16 protein-coding genes are annotated in these 19650 nt (G+C 60.9%); 8 read left to right on the top strand and 8 right to left on the bottom strand.

Annotation, left to right across the window (positions count from 1 at the left end; all coding sequences use genetic code 11):
- The first annotated feature begins 90 nt into the window (after positions 1–90).
- Positions 91–1521, top strand: coding sequence for an exodeoxyribonuclease I (gene sbcB / locus KCG87_RS21970; protein ID WP_210558824.1), 1431 nt, complete (start codon positions 91–93; stop codon positions 1519–1521).
- Between the two features lie 103 nt (positions 1522–1624).
- On the opposite strand, the gene mvaT is transcribed toward sbcB, so the two are convergent.
- Positions 1625–2002, bottom strand: a complete 378-nt coding sequence (gene mvaT, locus KCG87_RS21965; protein WP_003227581.1) for a histone-like nucleoid-structuring protein MvaT — start codon at positions 2000–2002, stop codon at positions 1625–1627.
- 338 nt (positions 2003–2340) lie between these two features.
- On the opposite strand from mvaT, the gene purU reads away from it, so the two are divergent.
- Both purU and KCG87_RS21955 read left to right on the top strand, forming a co-directional pair.
- Complete coding sequence (gene purU / locus KCG87_RS21960; protein ID WP_003227580.1) at positions 2341–3189, top strand: formyltetrahydrofolate deformylase; 849 nt, start codon at positions 2341–2343, stop codon at positions 3187–3189.
- 88 nt (positions 3190–3277) lie between these two features.
- Entirely contained in the window at positions 3278–3454 is a 177-nt protein-coding gene (locus tag KCG87_RS21955; RefSeq protein WP_167734172.1) for a hypothetical protein, read from the top strand.
- Here the strand turns inward: KCG87_RS21955 and KCG87_RS21950 are convergent.
- From KCG87_RS21950 to KCG87_RS21935, 4 genes are all read right to left on the bottom strand, one after another.
- Positions 3417–4436, bottom strand: a complete 1020-nt coding sequence (locus KCG87_RS21950) for a lysylphosphatidylglycerol synthase transmembrane domain-containing protein (protein WP_134787191.1) — start codon at positions 4434–4436, stop codon at positions 3417–3419. The two genes, KCG87_RS21955 and KCG87_RS21950, sit on opposite strands and share 38 nt — an antisense overlap.
- Positions 4433–5209 carry a DUF2334 domain-containing protein gene (locus tag KCG87_RS21945; RefSeq protein ID WP_134787190.1) on the bottom strand — a complete coding sequence of 259 codons (777 nt, stop codon included), beginning with the start codon at positions 5207–5209 and terminating at the stop codon, positions 4433–4435. Before KCG87_RS21945 ends, KCG87_RS21950 begins: the two co-directional genes overlap by 4 nt.
- Positions 5202–6293 (bottom strand): glycosyltransferase family 1 protein, encoded by a 1092-nt coding sequence (locus KCG87_RS21940; RefSeq protein WP_210558887.1) that lies wholly within the window; start codon positions 6291–6293, stop codon positions 5202–5204. Before KCG87_RS21940 ends, KCG87_RS21945 begins: the two co-directional genes overlap by 8 nt.
- A 285-nt stretch (positions 6294–6578) precedes the next feature.
- The gene (locus KCG87_RS21935; RefSeq protein ID WP_027612519.1) at positions 6579–8468 is read right to left on the bottom strand and encodes a methyl-accepting chemotaxis protein; all 1890 of its coding nucleotides are present in this window, start codon (positions 8466–8468) and stop codon (positions 6579–6581) included.
- Between the two features lie 186 nt (positions 8469–8654).
- Here KCG87_RS21935 and KCG87_RS21930 point away from each other — a divergent pair, with 186 nt between their 5' ends.
- A complete protein-coding gene (locus KCG87_RS21930) occupies positions 8655–10142 on the top strand; it encodes a helicase HerA-like domain-containing protein (RefSeq protein ID WP_210558825.1) in 1488 nt (495 codons plus the stop codon).
- A gap of 127 nt (positions 10143–10269) precedes the next feature.
- Here the strand turns inward: KCG87_RS21930 and KCG87_RS21925 are convergent, their stop codons facing one another.
- Positions 10270–10725 carry a DciA family protein gene (locus KCG87_RS21925; protein WP_096795098.1) on the bottom strand — a complete coding sequence of 152 codons (456 nt, stop codon included), beginning with the start codon at positions 10723–10725 and terminating at the stop codon, positions 10270–10272.
- Positions 10726–11032: 307 nt separating this feature from the next.
- Here KCG87_RS21925 and secA point away from each other — a divergent pair, with 307 nt between their 5' ends.
- From secA to KCG87_RS21905, 4 genes are all read left to right on the top strand, one after another.
- Positions 11033–13768 (top strand): preprotein translocase subunit SecA, encoded by a 2736-nt coding sequence (gene secA / locus KCG87_RS21920; RefSeq protein WP_027612522.1) that lies wholly within the window; start codon positions 11033–11035, stop codon positions 13766–13768.
- Between the two features lie 122 nt (positions 13769–13890).
- Positions 13891–15108, top strand: a complete 1218-nt coding sequence (gene argJ, locus KCG87_RS21915; protein ID WP_210558826.1) for a bifunctional glutamate N-acetyltransferase/amino-acid acetyltransferase ArgJ — start codon at positions 13891–13893, stop codon at positions 15106–15108.
- Between the two features lie 180 nt (positions 15109–15288).
- Positions 15289–15921 carry a glutathione S-transferase family protein gene (locus KCG87_RS21910; protein ID WP_210558827.1) on the top strand — a complete coding sequence of 211 codons (633 nt, stop codon included), beginning with the start codon at positions 15289–15291 and terminating at the stop codon, positions 15919–15921.
- A complete protein-coding gene (locus KCG87_RS21905; protein ID WP_134787188.1) occupies positions 15918–16862 on the top strand; it encodes a Nudix family hydrolase in 945 nt (314 codons plus the stop codon). Before KCG87_RS21910 ends, KCG87_RS21905 begins: the two co-directional genes overlap by 4 nt.
- Before the next feature lie 123 nt (positions 16863–16985).
- On the opposite strand, the gene KCG87_RS21900 is transcribed toward KCG87_RS21905, so the two are convergent.
- Both KCG87_RS21900 and KCG87_RS21895 read right to left on the bottom strand, forming a co-directional pair.
- Positions 16986–17570: a cob(I)yrinic acid a,c-diamide adenosyltransferase gene (locus KCG87_RS21900; RefSeq protein WP_135296427.1), complete on the bottom strand. Its 585-nt coding sequence runs from the start codon at positions 17568–17570 to the stop codon at positions 16986–16988.
- A gap of 3 nt (positions 17571–17573) precedes the next feature.
- Positions 17574–19610, bottom strand: coding sequence for a HAMP domain-containing sensor histidine kinase (locus tag KCG87_RS21895; RefSeq protein ID WP_096795093.1), 2037 nt, complete (start codon positions 19608–19610; stop codon positions 17574–17576).
- Positions 19611–19650 lie beyond the last annotated feature (40 nt).

Below are 19650 nucleotides of genomic sequence, written 5' to 3'. Positions count from 1 at the left end.
GTGTGATGCGCGGTGGTTGAATGACACAGCGCTGGCCGCGACCGCGGTTCAACGCCTAGACTTTGCCGATCTTCAGTTCAGGAACCGCCCGTGACTTCAATCTTCTGGTACGACTACGAGACCACCGGCATCAATCCGCGCAACGACCGTCCGCTGCAGGTCGCCGGGATTCGCACCGACCACGACCTCAATGAAATCGACGAACCGGTCAACCTCTACTGCCAGCCCAGCGAAGACATCCTGCCGCACCCGGCGGCGTGCGCCATTACCGGTATCACCCCGAGCTGTCTCGCCGAACAGGGTTTGAGCGAAGCCGACTTCATGACCCGCGTACACGCGCAACTGGCGGCGCCCGGCACTTGCGGTGCGGGTTACAACACCTTGCGTTTCGACGACGAGATGACCCGCTACAGCCTGTACCGCAACTTCTTCGACCCGTATGCCCGCGAATGGCAGGGCGGCAACAGTCGCTGGGACCTGATCGATGTGGTGCGCGCCGCGTATGCGTTGCGCCCGGATGGCCTGGTCTGGCCGACCGACGACGAAGGCAAGGTCACCCTCAAGCTCGAACGCCTGACGGCGGCCAACCACATCGACCATGGGCATGCGCACGAAGCGCTCTCGGACGTGCGCGCCACCATTGCGCTGGCGCGGTTGATCCGCGAGAAACAGCCGAAGTTGTATGACTGGCTGTTTCAACTGCGCAGCAAACAGAAGGTCATGGATCAGATTCGTCTGCTGCAACCGCTGGTGCATATCTCCGGACGCTTCTCGGCGGCGCGGCACTATGTCGGTGTGGTGCTGCCGTTGGCCTGGCATCCGCGTAATCGCAATGCGCTGATCGTCTGTGACCTGCACCTTGATCCGCAAGGCTTGCTGGACCTGGACGCCGAAACCCTGCGCCGGCGCCTGTACACCCGCCGCGACGACCTCGCCGAGGGTGAACTGCCGGTGCCGCTGAAACTGATTCACATCAATCGCTGCCCGGTGGTGGCGCCGTTGTCGGTGTTGCGTGCCGACGATCAGCAGCGTCTGGGCCTGGACATGGCGCTGTATCAGGCACGTGCACTGCGGCTAAGTGACGCACAACAAGTTTGGAAAGATAAAGTCGCGGCGGTTTACGCCAGCGAAGACTTCACGCCCAGCGAAGATCCGGAACAGCAGTTGTACGATGGATTTATCGGTGATCGCGATCGGCGTCTATGCGAGCAAGTGAGAACGGCGGATCCGGCGCAATTAGCGCAAGAGCACTGGCCGTTCGATGATGAACGTCTGCCGGAATTACTCTTTCGATATCGCGCACGCAACTTTCCCGACACGTTGAATTTCGAGGAGCAAGAACGCTGGAGAATATTCTGTCAGCAGCGTTTGTCCGAGCCGCAAATGGGCGCGCCTAATACCCTGCAATCTTTTGCCGAGGCCGCGCAGCAATGGGCGCTTAGTGCTACGCCGATACAGAATCAAGTGCTCAATGAGTGGCAGAATTATGTCCAGGCATTGCGCAAACGTTTGAATCTTTGAAATCGAACATAGTGTGCCCATGAAATGCCGGGCATAAAAAAACGCCAGCGTATGCTGGCGTTTTTCATGGGCCGCAGAATCAGTCTGCGACAGGCGTTGCGGCTTAGCCCAGCAGGGTAGCCCAGCCTTCAACCACGTCACCGCCCCACTTGGCTTTCCACTCTTTCAGAGTCTTGTGGTTGCCACCTTTGGTTTCGATGACTTCGCCGTTATGCGGGTTTTTGTATTGTTTAACTTTGCGCGCGCGCTTGGTGCCGGTAGTTTTTACTGCGGCGCCACGGGTGCCTTTGGTTTTCGATTCCGGATCCAGCAGGGCGATGATGTCGCGCAGGGACTTGGAGTATTCGCCCATCAGGGTACGCAGTTTGCCTTCGAATTCCAGCTCGGCTTGCAGTTTGTCGTCTTGCGACAGGTTCTTCAAACGCGCTTGCAGCTCTTTGATTGCTTCTTCGGTGGCGCGATATTCGTTGATCAAGGACATGGTAACTACCTTATGCAGATGTGTTGAATGGCAGGGGACAGTGCCGCAATAATAGTCAGGCTGTTTCATCAAGTAAACATTTAACCGGTTTTTTTATTTGAATTAGTTGCAAGGAATAACCGGTAAATTGAATGGTCATTTAAATAATGTGATGCAGTCATCACGAATATTCACAATTATCTGGCCGAACAGCTTCACTGCAGGACTATGGTTTCGCCGCGCGTGGCTTCAGACGCCGCGAATCGGGCCTGCCTGCGGACATGTGGTCATCAATACTGCAGTTTCCGCGCACAGTCGCTAGAATGGCCGCCTTTGCGAAGTTCTGGAGTTTTCCCCCCATGCGCACCTTTCGGTTGGTGATTTCCTGCCCTGACCGCGTTGGCATCGTTGCCAAAGTCAGTAACTTTCTGGCATCCCACAACGGCTGGATCACCGAAGCGAGCCACCACTCGGATAATCAGAACGGCTGGTTCTTCATGCGTCACGAGATCCGCGCCGATTCGCTGCCGTTCGGTATTGAAGTGCTGCGCGAGAAGTTTGCGCCGATCGCCGAAGAGTTCTCGATGGACTGGCGCATCACCGACACCGAGCAGAAGAAACGCGTGGTGCTGATGGCCAGCCGCGAATCCCACTGCCTGGCCGACTTGCTGCACCGCTGGCACAGCGACGAGCTCGATTGCGAAATCTCCTGCGTGATTTCCAACCACAATGACCTGCGCAGCATGGTCGAGTGGCACGGCATTCCTTATTACCATGTCCCGGTCAATCCGCAGGACAAGGAGCCGGCGTTCGCCGAAGTCTCGCGTCTGGTCAAACAGCACGATGCCGAAGTCGTGGTGCTGGCGCGCTACATGCAGATCCTGCCGCCGGCGCTGTGCCGCGAATACGCGCACAAGGTGATCAACATTCACCACAGCTTCCTGCCGTCGTTCGTCGGCGCCAAGCCGTACCATCAGGCGTCGCTTCGCGGCGTGAAGCTGATCGGCGCGACTTGCCACTACGTGACCGAAGAGCTGGACGCCGGTCCGATCATCGAGCAGGACGTGGTGCGTGTCAGCCACAGCGACAGCATCGAAGACATGGTGCGTTTCGGCCGTGACGTCGAGAAGATGGTGTTGGCCCGAGGCTTGCGTTATCACCTCGAAGACCGTGTGCTGGTGCACGGCAACAAGACCGTGGTGTTCTGATCGAACCTGCGCGTACTTGAATAAAGAAGGGCCTGGGCGTTCAATCGTCCCAGGCCCTTTTTTCGTTTCAGCCCTTGAGGAACTGCCCGTGAGCGACCCATTGGACAAAGCCACTTCGAAAGCGCCGGCCACCCTGGGGGAGGGCTGTTTGAGCCGCTACGACCCGGAGGACCTGAGCCCGGAAGACGGCACCGAGTTTCCCGGCGCCGCCGAGCTGTGGGAGCAGCTCAAGGAGCAGGCGGACGAACCTGAGAAGCCTGCCTGATCTTCAACAGCTTCTTGAGCAGCGGCCGCCCCAGCATCAATAGAAACACCGGGCCGCCCACCACCAGATAGAAATAGAACGTCACCACCCGCCAGATCAGAATCGCTGCCGCCGCAGTGGATTTGCCGACCATCGGCGCCAGCAGCGCCGCCGAGGTCAGCTCTGCGGCGCCCGCACCACCGGGCAACAGGCTCATTTGACCAGCCCCCAGCGATAGCATCTGCACCAGAAAACTCCAGGCCCACTGCAGATCCGCGCCCAGTCCGCGCAGGGCCAGATACAACACGCTGTAGCGTAGCAGCCAGTGCATGCAGGTCAGGGCGAACACCTTGACCAGGGTTTGCCACGGCAACTTGAGGGTGTCGATAAACGCGTCGAGAAAATGCAGCAGCTTGCGCGCCCAGCGCCGACGCGTGGCCGGTTGCACGTTGAGGCGGGCAAGCAGGCGTCCGCTCAGAAGGATCAGGCGGCGGTGGTAGCGCGCCAGCAGCACGCAACTGAACAGCCCACCGAACAGCGACACGGCGCTGACCATCAGCAACCACTCCAAGCGGTCACTGAGATGCTGAAACAACGCGTAAATCAGGATGCCGCTCAGGGCGCAGAGAAAGAACAGCAGATCGCTCAACTGATCCATGGCAAACACTGCGCTGCCACGGGCCGGGCGTACGCCGCAGCGCGCCAGCAACGCCATGATCGTCAGCGGTCCGCCACTGCCGCCGGGGGTGGCGCAGTAGGCGAACTCGGCGGCCATGACCACGCCGAGACTTTTCAGCGGCGTGACCCGATCGCGCTGATCACCCAGCAGCAGGCGCAGACGCAGGGTGTTGATGCCCCAACAGAGCAGAATCATGCCGAACATGATCAGCAGCCATTGCAGGGGGAAATTTTGCAGGCGCGCACCGATCTCGCCGCCGCCGAGCAACACCGGGATCAGTACAGCAGCGAGCAGGCCGATCAACAACACAATGCCGCGACTCATGCAGCGCGCTCCATTCGCCCGCGGTGCTCGGTGAGCCAGTCGATTTTGGTCATGGGCGTGCGTCCTTCTGCCAGCAGCCGTTCAAGGGTTCGTAGCCAGTAATCACGTGCGAAGGCGTGGCGCATGTCTACCGGGTGCAAGCCTAGACGAATCACCGGCGCGTCGCGCCATTGCTGTTCGCGTTGGTCGCTGACGAGTTTTGACAGACCCCGGCGCCAGGCGCTGCGCGCACTCCACACCAGACCCGGGGCGTTGATGGCGGTGAAATCCGGTAATTGATAAAAATGTTGCGGGTCGCTGGTGTAGCTCAATGGTGTTTCGCGAAGGGCCTGGCGCGTGCCCTCGCTCATCAACCAGGCCGGGGCGACGAAGCCGTGCAACGGCCAGCCATTGCGCCGGAACAGTTCGATGCCGTCGCGCAGTCGCGCCAGGGCGGCTTCGCGGGACAGGCGATAAAACTCCCCTTCGTGGGTGTAGATTCGGCGCATGAACCAGTCGCGGGGTGTGGCTGGCGCTGGCTCGCGGTCGTCATGGTAATAGCCGTGCAAGGCCAGTTCATCGCCACGGGCCAGCCGCTCGCCGAGCATTCGGCAAAACGCGGGATGATCCTCAAGCGCGTCGTGGCCATGGAAATCCGGAACGACCAGCCAGGTCATCGGCACGCCGCCCATTGCGTCGACCGCCTCGACAAATGGCCGATAATCCGCCCACGTCGACGGTGCCACGTCGTGCAGCACCAGCAGCACTGCGCGGTCATTCAAGGAATCAGCCATTGGCCACCCTTGGCAGCGAGTGACCGAGCACCGCGTGATAGTGACCGAGCAAGCTGTCGACCACACTGTCCCAGGAATAACGCCGTTCGACGTGTTGCCGCGCCTGTTGGCCGAGTTTCACACAGCCGCGACTGAACAGCTCGCGCACGGCATTGGCCATGGCTTGCGGGTTGTTCGGCGCACAAAGCAAGCCGCAGTCTTCGGTGACGATCTCTTCAAACGCCCCGGCCGCCACGGCGACCACCGGAATCCCGCAGGCCATGGCTTCAAGGATCACCAGGCCGAAGGTTTCCTGGTCACCGGCATGGATCAGGGCGTCGGCGCTGGCCATCAACCGGGCCACGGTGGCGGCGGGACAGAACCCGTCGATCACGCTGACATTGTCCGGGACCACGGCCGGCATCGATGAGCCAACCAGCAGCAGGTGATAGCGTGGGCCGAGGCGCTGCATGCATTTGAGCAGCACCGGCAGGTTCTTCTCTTTGGAACCGCGCCCGGCAAAGATCAGCAGGCGCGTGTCTTCGGCAATTCCCAGTTCGGCGCGCAGGCCGTTGTCGCGGGCGTCAGGGTGAAAGGTTTGCAGATCCACGCCCAATGGCTGCACGAATACATTGCGCACCCCCAAACCGGTGAGCTTGTCGGCCATCACCTGGCTGGGCGCCAGCACTCGATCGAAGTTGCCATAGAGCTTGGTGACGTACGCCTCGACGTTCGGCGTGACCCAATGGCCCATGCGATTGCCGACCAGTAGCGGCAGGTCCGAGTGATAAAAGCCGATCACCGGTACATCCAGCTGGCGCCGTGCATCCAGCGCCGCCCACGCGGTGAGGTACGGGTCGCCGACTTCGATCAGATCTGGCTGCAGATCCTGCAGGACGTTGCGCCAAGGGGCGAGACGCACGGGGAAGCGATAACCCTTGCCGAAGGGCAGGGCAGGTGCGGGCACCGTGTAGACGCCATCGTGTTCACTCAAGTGCGCGCCAGGGATCAGCAGGCTGTGGCGAATGCCCGGTTTGACGCCCAGCCGACGATGCTTGGCGTCCAGATAGGTGCGTACGCCGCCGCTGGCCGGGGCGTAGAACATGGTGATGTCGGCGATATGCACAGTGATCAACCCTCCGCTGCGTTCCACTCCCTTGGTTGACCTTCATCCAGAATAGATGTTCGGTCGGGAATACGCGGTAGAGCTGAAACGGCCCTCACCCTAACCCTCTCCCTGAGGGAGAGGGGACTGACCGTGGTGTTTTGGCTTGATACATCGACCTGAAAGTCGGAGTCGAACTCAGGTCTTGAAAAGCTTGAAGATCGGCTCCCTTTCCCCTCGCCCCTTGGGGGGAGAGGGTTGGGGTGAGGGGGGAGGCTTTTGATCTTAGATGCGGAAGCTACCGACCAGCTGCTTCAGGCGCGAAGCCTGCTGCTCCAGATCCGAACAGGCGCGCAACGTCGCCTGCAGGTTCTCGACGCCTTCCTGGTTCAGCGTATTGATCTCGGTGATGTCGACGTTGATGGATTCCACCACCGCGGTCTGCTCCTCGGTCGCTGTTGCCACCGACTGGTTCATCCCGTCGATTTCGCCGATACGCTGGGTCACGCTGTTGAGGCGTTCGCCGGCGAGGTTGGCGATTTCCACGCTGTCCTGGCTGTGGCGCTGGCTGTCGCTCATGGTGCTCACCGATTCACGGGCGCCGACTTGCAGCTCCTCGATCATGGTTTGCACCTGCTGCGCCGATTCCTGAGTGCGGTGCGCCAGGTTGCGCACTTCGTCGGCGACCACGGCAAAACCGCGTCCGGCCTCACCGGCACGCGCCGCTTCGATGGCGGCATTGAGCGCCAGCAGATTGGTCTGCTGGGAGATGCTGGTGATCACTTCGAGGATCTGCCCGATGTTCACGGTTTTGCTGTTCAGCGACTCGATGTTGCTGCTGGAGGCGCTGAGCATGCTCGACAGTTGATTCATCGCCTTGATGCTGCGATCCACCACTTGCTGGCCGTCTTCGGCGAGGCCGCGGGCGTCACTGGCCTGGTTCGAGGCTTGCGCGGCGTTGCGGGCGATTTCCTGGGCGGCGGCGCCCAGTTGATTGATCGCGGCGGCGACGCTGCTGGTGCGCGAGGCTTGCTGGTCGGAGTTGTACATCGACGAGTTGGACGCCGCGACCACGCGCAGTGCGACCTCGTTGACCTGGCCGGTGGCCGACGACACTTCGCGGATCGAACCGTGAATACGCTCGACGAAACGGTTGAACGCGGTACCCAGCACGCCAAACTCATCGTTATTGACGATGGTCAGGCGCTTGGTCAGGTCGCCTTCGCCGTCGGCGATGTCTTCCATGGCGCGGGTCATGACGTGCAGTGGCTGGATCAGCAGGCGAATCAGCATGCCCAGCAACGCGATGATGATCACCACCGCAATCACCGTGGCAATCACCGCCGAGGTGCGGAACTCACTGAGCATCGAGAAGGCTTTGTCCTTGTCCACCGACAGCCCGATGTACCAGTTGACCGACGGCAGGCCTTTGATCGGCGCGAAGCTGACGATGCGGGTCTTGCCATCGACGGTGATTTCACTGAAGTCGCTGCTGATGCGCGGGGTGTCCTGCGGATAGGCTTCTTTGAGTGATTTCATCACCAGTGCCTTGTCCGGGTGCACGAGGATCTTGCCGTCGGCGCTGACCAGGAAGGCGTAGCCCATGCCGGAGAAGTCCCGGGCGGTGAGGGTGTCGACCAGGGTTTGCAGGCTCAGGTCACCGCCGACCACGCCAACGCTCTGGCCGGCCTTTTTCGAGGCGGTGGCGATGGAGATTATCAACTGGCCGGTGGCGGCGTCGATGTACGGTTCGGTCAGGGTCGACGCGCTGCTGCTCTCGGCCCCTTTATACCAAGGGCGCACCCGAGGATCGAAACCGTCCGGCATCTTCACGTCCGGACGGATGGTGAAGTGACCGGTGGCATCACCCAGGTAAGTGGCCATAAACGTCGAGGTCAGGGATTTCTGTTCCAGCAGGCTGGCGACGTTGGCCGGGTCCGGATTGATGGCAATATTCTGGGCGGCGTTCTCGACCAGCAGAATGCGCCCGTTGAGCCAGGTCTGGATGTTATCGGCGGTGACTTCGCCCATCTCGTTGAGATAGTTGTTCAGGTCATCGCGGATCGCGTTGCGTTGCAGCCAGTCGTTGTACAGCGTGAACGAGGCGAAAGCGGCGATGACGATGAGGGCGGCGGCAAGCAAAATTTTATGGCTGAAGCGCAGGTTTTTGTTCATGGCTTGGGGTTCCGCTAAGGTCTTAATGTCCTGGGCGTGCTTTTATAAAGACGCGCAATATGGGCAAGGGTGAAACAAACTGATATTTCCGACTCTCCTTAGGGAAATGTCCGACCGACTTTTCAGTCAGGTTCTCGCCCTTATCTATCGGCCACAGCGGATTAAAGATTAACCATAGGTGACAAAATGCCTGACACATCGCAACTCGTTATCGGCGCCGATCTGGCGGGGCAACCGATTGCTCAGGCCATGCGCCTGGCCAACCGCCACGGGCTGATCGCCGGTGCGACCGGGACCGGCAAGACCGTGACTTTGCAACGCCTTGCCGAAGCATTCAGTGACGCCGGGGTCGCGGTATTCGCCGCCGACATCAAAGGCGACCTGTGCGGCCTGGGCGCTGCTGGCAATCCGCAGGGCAAAGTCGCCGAGCGCATCGCCGGGATGCCCTGGCTCGACCACAAACCGCAGGCTTATCCGGTGACGCTGTGGGATATTCACGGGAAATCCGGTCATCCGTTGCGCACGACTTTGAGTGAAATGGGCCCGCTGCTGATCGGCAGCCTGCTGGAACTGACCGACAGCCAGCAGTCGGCGCTGTACGCGGCGTTTAAAGTGGCCGATCGCGAGGGCCTGTTGCTGCTGGATCTGAAAGACCTCAAGGCGCTGCTCAATCACCTCAAGGACAACCCGCAGCTGCTCGGCGAAGACGCGGCGCTGATGACCACCGGTTCCAGCCAGGCACTGTTGCGCCGGCTGGCGACCCTGGAGCAGCAGGGCGCTGAAGCGTTGTTCGGCGAACCGGCGCTGCAACTCGAAGACATTCTGCAACCGGCCGCCGATGGTCGTGGGCGGATTCATTTGCTCGATGCCAGCCGTCTGGTGCATGAGGCACCGAAGGTCTACGCGACGTTCCTGCTGTGGCTGCTGGCCGAGCTTTTCGAGCAATTGCCGGAGCGCGGCGATGCCGACAAACCGCTGCTGGCGCTGTTCTTCGATGAAGCGCATTTGTTGTTCGGCGATACGCCCAAGGCGTTGCAGGAGCGTCTGGAACAGGTGGTGCGGCTGATCCGCTCGAAAGGTGTCGGCGTGTATTTCGTCACCCAGTCGCCGGGCGACCTGCCGGATGACGTGCTCGCGCAACTTGGCCTGCGGATTCAGCACGGCTTGCGTGCGTTCACTGCCAAGGAACAGAAATCCCTGCGAGCGGTAGCCGATGGCTTCCGGCCGAATCCGGCGTTCGACACCTTGTCGGTACTGACCGAGCTGGGCATCGGTGAAGCACTGGTCGGGACGCTGCAGGAAAAAGGCACGCCGGAGATGGTCCAGCGGGTGCTGGTGGCGCCGCCACAGTCGCGGATCGGGCCGTTGAGCGAAACCGAACGCACGATGCTGATCGCCGGGTCGCCGTTCAAGGGGCGTTATGACAAACCGATCGATCGTGAGTCGGCATATGAAATCCTGATGGGCCGCAAGGATCTGGCGCCGGAGGCGGATGCGCCAGCGGGTAAGCCGGCAGCCGAAGAGCCGAGCCTGGCTGATCGTGCCGGAGAGTTTCTGGGCACGGCGGCGGGGCAGGCGTTGAAGTCAGCCATGCGTCAGGCGGCCAACAATCTGGGTAAACAACTGGTGCGCGGCTTGATGGGGTCGTTGCTCGGTGGCAGCAAACGGCGTTGATCCAAACTGTGGGAGCGGGCTTGCTCGCGAAAGCGGTCTGCCAGTCAACAATAATGTTGACTGAAAGGCCGCCTTCGCGAGCAAGCCCGCTCCCACATTAGATAAGTGGCAGTTTTCTGGATTGAGATCAGGATTTGTCTTTGGCGTGTGCCGCCAGGCGCTCAAGTGCCGCACGCAGAGCGGGATCGCTGATCCCGTCGGCCGTGGACTGAATGGTCGCCGCCGCATTGCTCGACAGGTCCATCGTGTGCCCGACAGCCCCAGGCTGGACGATCGGTGGTCGCACACTGAATTTGATTCGCGTCAGGTTGGCGAACTCTTCGAACAGCTGCAATTGCCGTTGCAGGCGTTTTTGCTGGTAGCGCAGGCGTGTCGCCCAATGGCCGTCGGTGACCACCAGCGACAGTTCGCCTTCACGCCACTTGGCGACATGACAATGTGCGCGGGCGGCAGGTTGCAGCTGGCTTTCAAGCAGGCGTTGCAGATGAGCGAGGCGTTGGGCATGACCAAGAATGGCTTTGAGCGGCTTGGCTTCGCGTAGCAGAACGGCGGGCGCTCTGGCTGTAAGGGGGCGAAATGCCATGATCGAACACCTGAAGTAACAGAAGCGCCATGTTAGCAGAAAGCAACGGAACCACTCGCCCATTGCTTTTGTCCCTGCTTTACCCATTAAATCAACAACTAACTTCTTGCCTTGATGGGTTGAAGTTGAGCAAAACGCCCTTATTTTAAGTGAGCCCCGTCAAAGCGCAGTGCCAGCATCGTGGAATATCGCCACTTTCCTCACCACCGTTTCCGGGTAGAATGCTCGTTCGCATGCGGCCATGAGGGCTGCACGGGCGACTCACGGGGCCGCCCTCCATCCCTTTAGTGTGGAAGATCCTGCCGATATGTTTGCGCCTTTGTTAAAGAAACTTTTTGGAAGCAAGAACGAGCGTGAAGTCAAACGCATGCTCAAGACGGTGCAGCTCGTCAATGCCTTCGAAGAGCAAATGGTGGCCCTTTCGGACGATCAATTGCGCGCCAAGACCAATGAGTTCAAGGCCCGTATCGCCAAAGGGGAATCCCTCGACAAGCTGTTGCCTGAAGCCTTCGCGGTCGCCCGTGAAGCCGGCAAGCGCGTCATGGGCATGCGCCACTTCGACGTCCAGTTGATCGGCGGCATGACCTTGCATGAAGGCATGATTGCCGAAATGCGTACCGGTGAGGGTAAAACCCTCGTAGCGACCCTGGGCGTTTACCTCAACGCGCTGTCCGGCAAGGGCGTGCACGTTGTAACCGTGAACGACTACCTGGCCCGCCGTGACGCCAACTGGATGCGTCCGCTGTATGAATTCCTCGGCCTGACCGTCGGCGTCGTGACGCCGTTCCAGCCGCCGGAAGAGAAGCGCGCCGCCTACGCTGCCGACATCACCTACGGTACCAACAACGAATTCGGGTTCGACTACCTGCGCGACAACATGGCGTTCAGCATGGAAGAGAAATTCCAGCGCGAACTCAATTTTGCCGTGATCGACGAAGTCGACTCCATCCTCATCGACGAAGCCCGTACCCCGCTGATCATTTCCGGTCAGGCCGAGGACAGTTCCAAGCTGTACATGGAGATCAACAAACTGATCCCGCAGCTGGAACTGCACGTTGAAGAAGTCGAAGGCCAGGTCACCAAGGCCGGTCACTACACCATCGACGAGAAGACCCGTCAGGTCGAACTCAACGAAGCCGGTCACCAGTACATCGAAGAAATGCTCACCGGCGTCGGCCTGCTGGCCGAAGGCGAGAGCCTGTACTCGGCGCATAACCTGGGCCTGCTGACCCACGTCTATTCGGGTCTGCGTGCGCACAAGCTGTTCCATCGCAACGTCGAATACATCGTGCAGGACGGCCAGGTCGTACTGGTCGACGAACACACCGGCCGCACCATGCCGGGTCGTCGTCTGTCCGAAGGCCTGCACCAGGCCATCGAAGCCAAGGAAGGTCTGAACATTCAGGCCGAGAGCCAGACTCTGGCTTCGACCACGTTCCAGAACTACTTCCGTCTCTACACCAAGCTGTCCGGCATGACCGGTACCGCCGACACCGAAGCGTTCGAATTCCACCAGATCTATGGCCTGCAGGTCATGGTGATCCCGCCGAACAAGCCGTTGGCGCGTAAAGATTTCAACGACCTGGTGTTCCTGACCGCCGAAGAGAAATACGCGGCGATCATCAACGACATCAAGGAAGGCATGGCCCAGGGCCGTCCGATCCTGGTGGGCACCGCGACCATCGAAACTTCCGAGCATGTGTCCAACCTGCTCAACAAGGAAGGCATCGAACACAAGGTGCTGAACGCCAAGTTCCACGAAAAAGAAGCCGAGATCATCGCGCAAGCCGGTCGTCCGGGCGCCCTGACCATCGCCACCAACATGGCCGGTCGTGGTACCGACATCCTGCTGGGCGGTAACTGGGAAGTGGAAGTCGCGGCGCTGGAAAACCCGAGCCCCGAGCAGATCGCCCAGATCAAGGCCGACTGGCAGAAGCGTCACCAGCAAGTGCTGGAGTCCGGCGGTCTGCAGGTGATTGCCTCCGAGCGTCACGAATCCCGTCGTATCGACAACCAGCTGCGTGGCCGTGCTGGCCGTCAGGGCGATGCCGGTTCCAGCCGCTTCTACCTGTCGCTGGAAGACAGCCTGATGCGCATCTTCGCCTCTGACCGGGTGAAGAACTTCATGAAAGCCCTGGGCATGCAGCCGGGCGAAGCGATCGAGCACCGCATGGTGACCAACGCGATCGAGAAGGCGCAGCGCAAGGTGGAAGGTCGCAACTTCGATATCCGTAAACAACTGCTCGAGTTCGACGACGTCAACAACGAACAGCGTAAAGTGATCTATCACATGCGTAACACGTTGCTGGCCGCCGACAACATCGGTGAAACCATCGCCGATTTCCGTCAGGATGTGCTCAACGCCACCGTCAGCGCGCACATTCCGCCGCAATCGCTGCCAGAGCAGTGGGACGTGGCCGGTCTGGAAGCGTCGATTGCCAGCGACTTCGGGGTGAAACTGCCGATCCAGCAATGGCTCGACGAAGACGATCACCTGTACGAAGAGACCCTGCGCGAGAAGCTGATGGTCGAGCTGATGGCGGCGTACAACGAGAAAGAAGATCAGGCCGGTGCCGAAGCACTGCGCTCGTTCGAGAAACAAATCGTTCTGCGCGTGCTGGACGACCTGTGGAAAGACCACCTGTCGACCATGGATCACCTGCGTCACGGCATCCACCTGCGTGGCTACGCCCAGAAGAACCCGAAGCAGGAATACAAGCGCGAGTCGTTCACGCTGTTCTCCGAGCTGCTGGATTCGATCAAGCGCGACTCGATCCGTGTGCTGTCGCACGTTCAGGTGCGCCGCGAAGATCCAGAAGCCGAAGAGCAACGCCTGCGTGAGGAAGCCGAAGCACTGGCCGCGCGCATGCAGTTCGAACACGCCGAGGCCCCTGGTCTGGAGCAGCCGGAAGTATTGGGTGAAGAGGTCGATGTCGCCCTCGCCACCGCGCCGGTGCGCAACGAGCAGAAGCTGGGTCGCAACGAACTGTGCTACTGCGGTTCGGGCAAGAAATTCAAGCATTGCCACGGGCAGATCCAGTAACCCCCGTTTCAATCGCTGAAATACCCGCGCCGCGACCGGCTCCTGCCGTCGCGGCGTTTTGCCATTTACACCACCGCCATCCCTGTGAGCGGTGCTGACATCATTGAGTAAGGAGCGCATTCATGGCTGTTGGTCTTGGTCCTTTGCCAACGTTGCACCCGGTTGCCGGTTTTGAACTCGGTATTGCCTCGGCCGGCATCAAGCGCCCCGGGCGCAAGGATGTGGTAGTGATGCGCTGCGCCGAAGGTTCGACCGTGGCCGGTGTGTTCACGTTGAACGCCTTTTGCGCCGCGCCGGTGATCCTGGCGAAAAAACGCGTGCACAACGACGTGCGTTACCTGCTGACCAACACCGGCAATGCCAACGCCGGTACCGGTGAGCCGGGCCTGGCGGCTGCCGAGCGCACTACGGCGAAACTGGCCGAGCTGACCGGTGTCGATGCCAGCCAGATCCTGCCGTACTCCACCGGCGTGATCGGTGAGCCGCTGCCGGTCGAGAAAATCGAAGGCGCACTGCAAGCGGCGCTGGATGATCTGTCGGAAAACAACTGGGCAGGCGCCGCCACCGGCATCATGACCACCGACACCCTGCCCAAGGGTGCCAGCCGCCAGTTCGAGCATGATGGCGTGACCATTACCGTCACCGGCATCAGCAAAGGTGCAGGCATGATTCGCCCGAACATGGCGACCATGCTCGGCTACATCGCCACCGATGCCAAAGTTTCCCGCGACGTACTGCACAACCTGATGCTCGACGGCGCGAACAAGTCGTTCAACCGCATCACCATCGACGGCGATACCTCGACCAACGACTGCTGCATGCTGATTGCCACCGGCAAGGCTGCACTGCCGGAAATCACCCGTGCCGAAGGCGAGCTGTTCAACAAGCTGAAACAGGCGGTGTTCGAAGTGTGCATGGACGTGGCCCAGGCCATCGTGCGTGACGGCGAAGGCGCGACCAAGTTCGTCACCGTTGAAGTCAACGGTGGCGGCAATCATCAGGAATGCCTGGACGTCGGTTACACCGTGGCCCACTCGCCGCTGATCAAGACTGCGCTGTTCGCCTCCGATCCGAACTGGGGCCGCATTCTCGCCGCCGTCGGCCGTGCCGGCGTGCCGGATCTGGATGTGAGCAAGATCGACGTGTTCCTCGGCGACGTGTGTATCGCCAGCCGTGGCGCACGCGCAGCGACCTACACTGAGGCACAGGGTTCGGCGGTGATGCAGCAGGAAGAGATCACCATCCGCATCGAGCTGGGTCGCGGCGACTGCAGCGAAACCATCTGGACCACCGATCTGTCGCATGAGTACGTGAAGATCAACGCCGAATACCGCACCTGATCCAAAGGGTGAGGGTGGGCTGCCGGCCTCTTCGCGGGCAAGCCCGCTCCCACAGGGTTCTGTGGTGTACACGACATTTGTGCACGACCGAAACTACTGTGGGAGCGGGCTTGCCCGCGAAAGCGTCGGCCCAGTCACTCTAAGTCTTGAAGCTTTCCACTGACGAAAAGGCGCCACACCATGTCCCTGCACCTGATCATCGGCGACAAACTGCTTTCCTCCTGGTCCCTGCGCGCCGCTCTGGCGCTGGAGCTGACCGGCGCACCCTACAGCGAAGAACTGATCAAACTCGGCAAGCCCGACACCCGCGAGCGGCTGCTCAAGCATTCGCCGACCGCCAAGGTGCCGCTGCTGCAAACTTCTCGCGGCACCATCGCCGACTCTCTGGCGATCGCCGAATACCTGGCCGAGCAGTTTCCGTCCGAACAGCTCTGGCCAATCGACCTGTTTGCCCGTGCCCAGGCGCGATCCGCCTGCGCGCAGATGCACAGCGGCTTTTTCGCCATGCGCAATCACATGCCGTTCAACCTGAGCCACGATGCGCCGCTCAACCCGGTGCCGCCAGAGGTGAAGGTCGATATCGAACGCATGCTCGCGCTGTGGGCTGAATGCCGTGCTGCCGCCACGGAGCCTGGGCCGTATCTGTTTGGCCGGGTGAGCCTGGCTGACGCGTTCTTCGCCCCGATTGCCGTGCGCCTGCGGACTTACCAGGTGCAGTTGCCGGCGGTTGATGAAGCCTATGTTGAAACCGTCTACCAATGGCCCGCCTTCAAGGCGTGGCAAAAGGCTGGACTGGAGGAGTTGAATCCGTGAAACGCGTACATGTCGCGGCTGCCGTCATTCGTGACGACAGCGGCAAAATCCTCATCGCCCGTCGTGCCGACACCCAGCATCAGGGCGGCTTGTGGGAATTTCCCGGCGGCAAGGTCGAGGCTGACGAATCGGTCGAAAGCGCCTTGGCGCGCGAGCTGCACGAAGAGCTGGGCATTGTCGTCGGCGCCGCTCGTCCACTGATCAAGGTGCGCCACGATTACCCGGACAAGCAGGTACTGCTGGATGTCTGGGAAGTGTCGAGCTTCAGCGGTGAGCCGCACGGTGCCGAAGGTCAGCCACTGGCCTGGGTGACCGCCAAGGATCTGCTGAACTACGAATTCCCGGCGGCCAATCAGCCGATCGTGGCCGCGGCGCGTCTGCCCGGCGAATACCTGATCACCCCGGACGATCTGGAAGCCCCGGCCTTGCTGCGCGGCATTCAGAAGGCGATTGCCGGCGGGATCAAACTGATCCAGTTGCGCGCGCCGAACGGCTATGACCCCAAATACCGCGATCTGGCGGTGGATGCAGCCGGTCTGTGTGCCGGCAAGGCGCAGTTGATGATCAAGGGGCCGTTCGAATGGCTCGGCGATTTCCCGTCGGCCGGTTGGCACATCACCGCCGCGCAACTGCGCAAATACGCCGCAGCAGGGCGACCGTTGCCAGCTGAGCGTTGGTTGGCCGCTTCGTGCCATAACGCCGAAGAGCTGGCGCTGGCTGAGCAGATGGGGGTGGATTTCGTCACCTTGTCGCCGGTTCAACCAACCTTGACCCATCCGGATGCGCAGCCGTTGGGCTGGGAGCAGGCTGCGGCGTTGATCGAGGGCTTTGGCAAGCCAGTGTTCTTGCTCGGCGGGGTTGGCCCGGCGGAGCGCGAGAAGGCTTGGGGTGTTGGCGCGCAGGGTGTGGCGGGGATTCGGGCGTTCTGGCCGGAAGCTTGATTATGTTGTGAGGCTGATGGCCTCTTCGCGAGCAAGCCCGCTCCCACATTTGACTGCATTCCAACTGGATGAATGCAATCAACTGTGGGAGCGGGCTTGCTCGCGAAGGCGTCCTTACAGGCGCTAGATTTCTGAAGGCTTCGCAGCAGGCTGCCACAAAATCTCCGCAATCCCCTGCCGCCGCGCAATCAACCTTGCGGCGACGAACAACAGATCCGACAACCGATTGATATACGCCAAACCAACCCCGGCCAATGGCTCAATTGCATTCAAATGCTGACAACGGCGCTCGGCACTGCGCGCCAGACTGCGGCACACATGGGCCTGGGCGATCAGCATCGACCCACCGGGCAGAATGAAATTCTCCAGCGGCCCCAATTCCTCGTTCCACACATCAATTGCCGCTTCCAGGCGCTCGATTTCTGCCGTGTTCAGCGCCTGATATTCCGGCATCGCCAGCTCTCCGCCGAGGTCAAACAACCGATGCTGACAGGGGGCGAGCACGTCGATCAGTTCATTCAATCCCGGGAACGCCTCGCGCTCGGCGATCAACCCGGCCAGCAGCACACCGACCTGACTGTTCAGCGTATCGACTTCGCCAATCGCTTCGATCCGCGGGTGATCCTTGGGGACGCGGCGGCCATCGCCCAGGCCGGTTTCGCCGGTGTCGCCGGTGCGGGTGTAGATCTTCGACAAGCGAAAGCCCATGGGTTACCTCGGTAGTTGATTGGTTTCGGCGGCGATGGCCGCCGGTTGGGTCAGTGGCAGGCGCAAGGTGAAGCAGGTGCCCTGGCCCGGCGCCGATTGCACTTCCATCTGGCCTTTGTGGTTGTTGGTGATGATGAAGTACGACACCGACAGCCCCAGCCCTGTGCCCTGGCCGATTTCCTTGGTGGTGAAGAACGGCTCGAAGGTGCGCTTGCGAACGCTCTCGCTCATGCCGATGCCGTTGTCCTCGACCTGGATCTCGGCCCATGGCGGGTTCAGTTTGGTGCGCAAAATGATCCGCCCCGGCTCGCTGTCATCTTCGCGCTGGTGAATGGCTTGTGCAGCGTTTTTCAGCAGGTTGAGCAACACTTGTTCCAGTTCGTTGGCGGTGCCCGGTACCGGGCCGAGCGCCGGGTCGAACTGGCGGATGATCGCCTGGCCCTTGAAGTCGAAACCGATCGCCAGATCGAAGTCGTTGCCGGCAATTTCCACCGCTTGATCGATCAGTGCGGGCAGATCGCACGGGGCCATTTGCCGGGTGCTGCGGCGGCTGAAACTGAGCATGTGCGTGACGATTTTTGCCGCGCGGGCGCCGGCCTGCTGAATACCGTCGAGCAGTTTCGGCACTTCGCGGCTTTGCAGGTAACGGTTGACGGTGTCCAGTTCGATGCCGAGCTGTTCGGCGGTTTCGAGGTTCTTCGGCAGATCCGCCGACAGCCGCCGGCGAATGTTCTGCACGTTGTGCAGGATCGCGCCCAGCGGGTTGTTGATCTCATGGGCCATGCCGGCGGCGAGGCCACCGACCGAAAGCATTTTTTCCGACTGCACCATCATTTCTTCCAGCGACAGGCGCTGGGTGATGTCGTCGATACGGATCACCACACCGCGCCCGGCGCCGCCCATCAGCGGATAAAAGGTCAGGGCGTAGTGCTTGGGTTCGTCATCCTTGAACCAGGTCACCCGTTCGATCTTCGCCACGGTGTGCTCTTCCACGGTCTGCTTGAGTTGCGGCAGAAACGGCTTGAGCGGTTCGAAGGCGAGGAAGATCGGTTGGTTCAGCGCCTCATCCAGGCGCGTTCCGGAAAGGGCGCTGGCCTCCTGGTTCCACTGGGTCACGTAGAGCTGTTCGTCGAGAGCGATCAGCGCCGAGGGCATGGAGTCGATGATGCTGTTGAGGTAGTTCTGGAAACCGGTGAGCTTCTTCTCGATCTTGCTCCGAACCTGGACTTCCAGTTCCAGCTTGCGGTTGGTGTGGCGGGTTTCTTCGGCCAGGCCCTGGGCCTGATCGTAGGCGGCCTGCGAGTCATCGCGGGCCCGCTTGAGCTGCTGTTCGCGAGCCTCGATGCGCGAGAGCATGGTGTTGAACGCCTCGGCGAGGCTGCCGATTTCATCGTGGTTACCGCGTGAGGCGCGCAGGGCATAGTTCTCTTCGCGAGTGACCTGACGCGACAGTTCTTCCAGCTCATGGATCGGGCGGGTGATCAGGCGTTTGATCTGCCGCGCAATCACCAGCCACAGCAGCACACTGAAAATCAGGATGCCGAGACTGGCAGTCAGGGTGCCGGTGTAGAACGCCATCGGCAGTTCACTGCTGGCGACCAGCAGCAAGTGCCCGGGCGCGGTGCCGGGACGGGGCAGGGTGATCAACTGATTGCTGCGAAACTCGGTGAGCTGCCAGGCTTCGACGTGTCGATAGCGTTCCGGCAGATTGAGCTTGTCGCCACGCTGCACCTGGGCGATGCGGTCACCCTTGCCGTCATACAACGCCGCCGCGCGCAGCGGCGAATAGCTGTCGAGTTCCTTGAGCAGGCGTTCGGCGCTTTGTGGCGACTCGAGGGCTTGTGCGACCAGGCTCGGGTTGGAGATCAGCCGGCCGATGGTCTGCAAAGCTTGCGGCGCCATGCTTTCCTGGGAGATGTAATAGGCGGCGCTGATAAAGGTCAGGTTGGCGACCAGCAGGACGGTGGTCAACAACACCAGCAGGGCGGCCAGCAGTTTCTGGCCGACCGGCAGGTTTTCAAGGCGCTGGCGCAATGGCATCAGGTTTATCGCAGCAAAGGAACAAGTGGGCAGCGTAGCC

The organism is Pseudomonas sp. MWU347 (assembly GCF_017947305.1).
GTDB lineage: Bacteria > Pseudomonadota > Gammaproteobacteria > Pseudomonadales > Pseudomonadaceae > Aquipseudomonas > Aquipseudomonas putida_A.
Note: the sequence above shows the minus strand (reverse complement) of the source record. Positions and strands in the feature narration are given on the sequence as shown.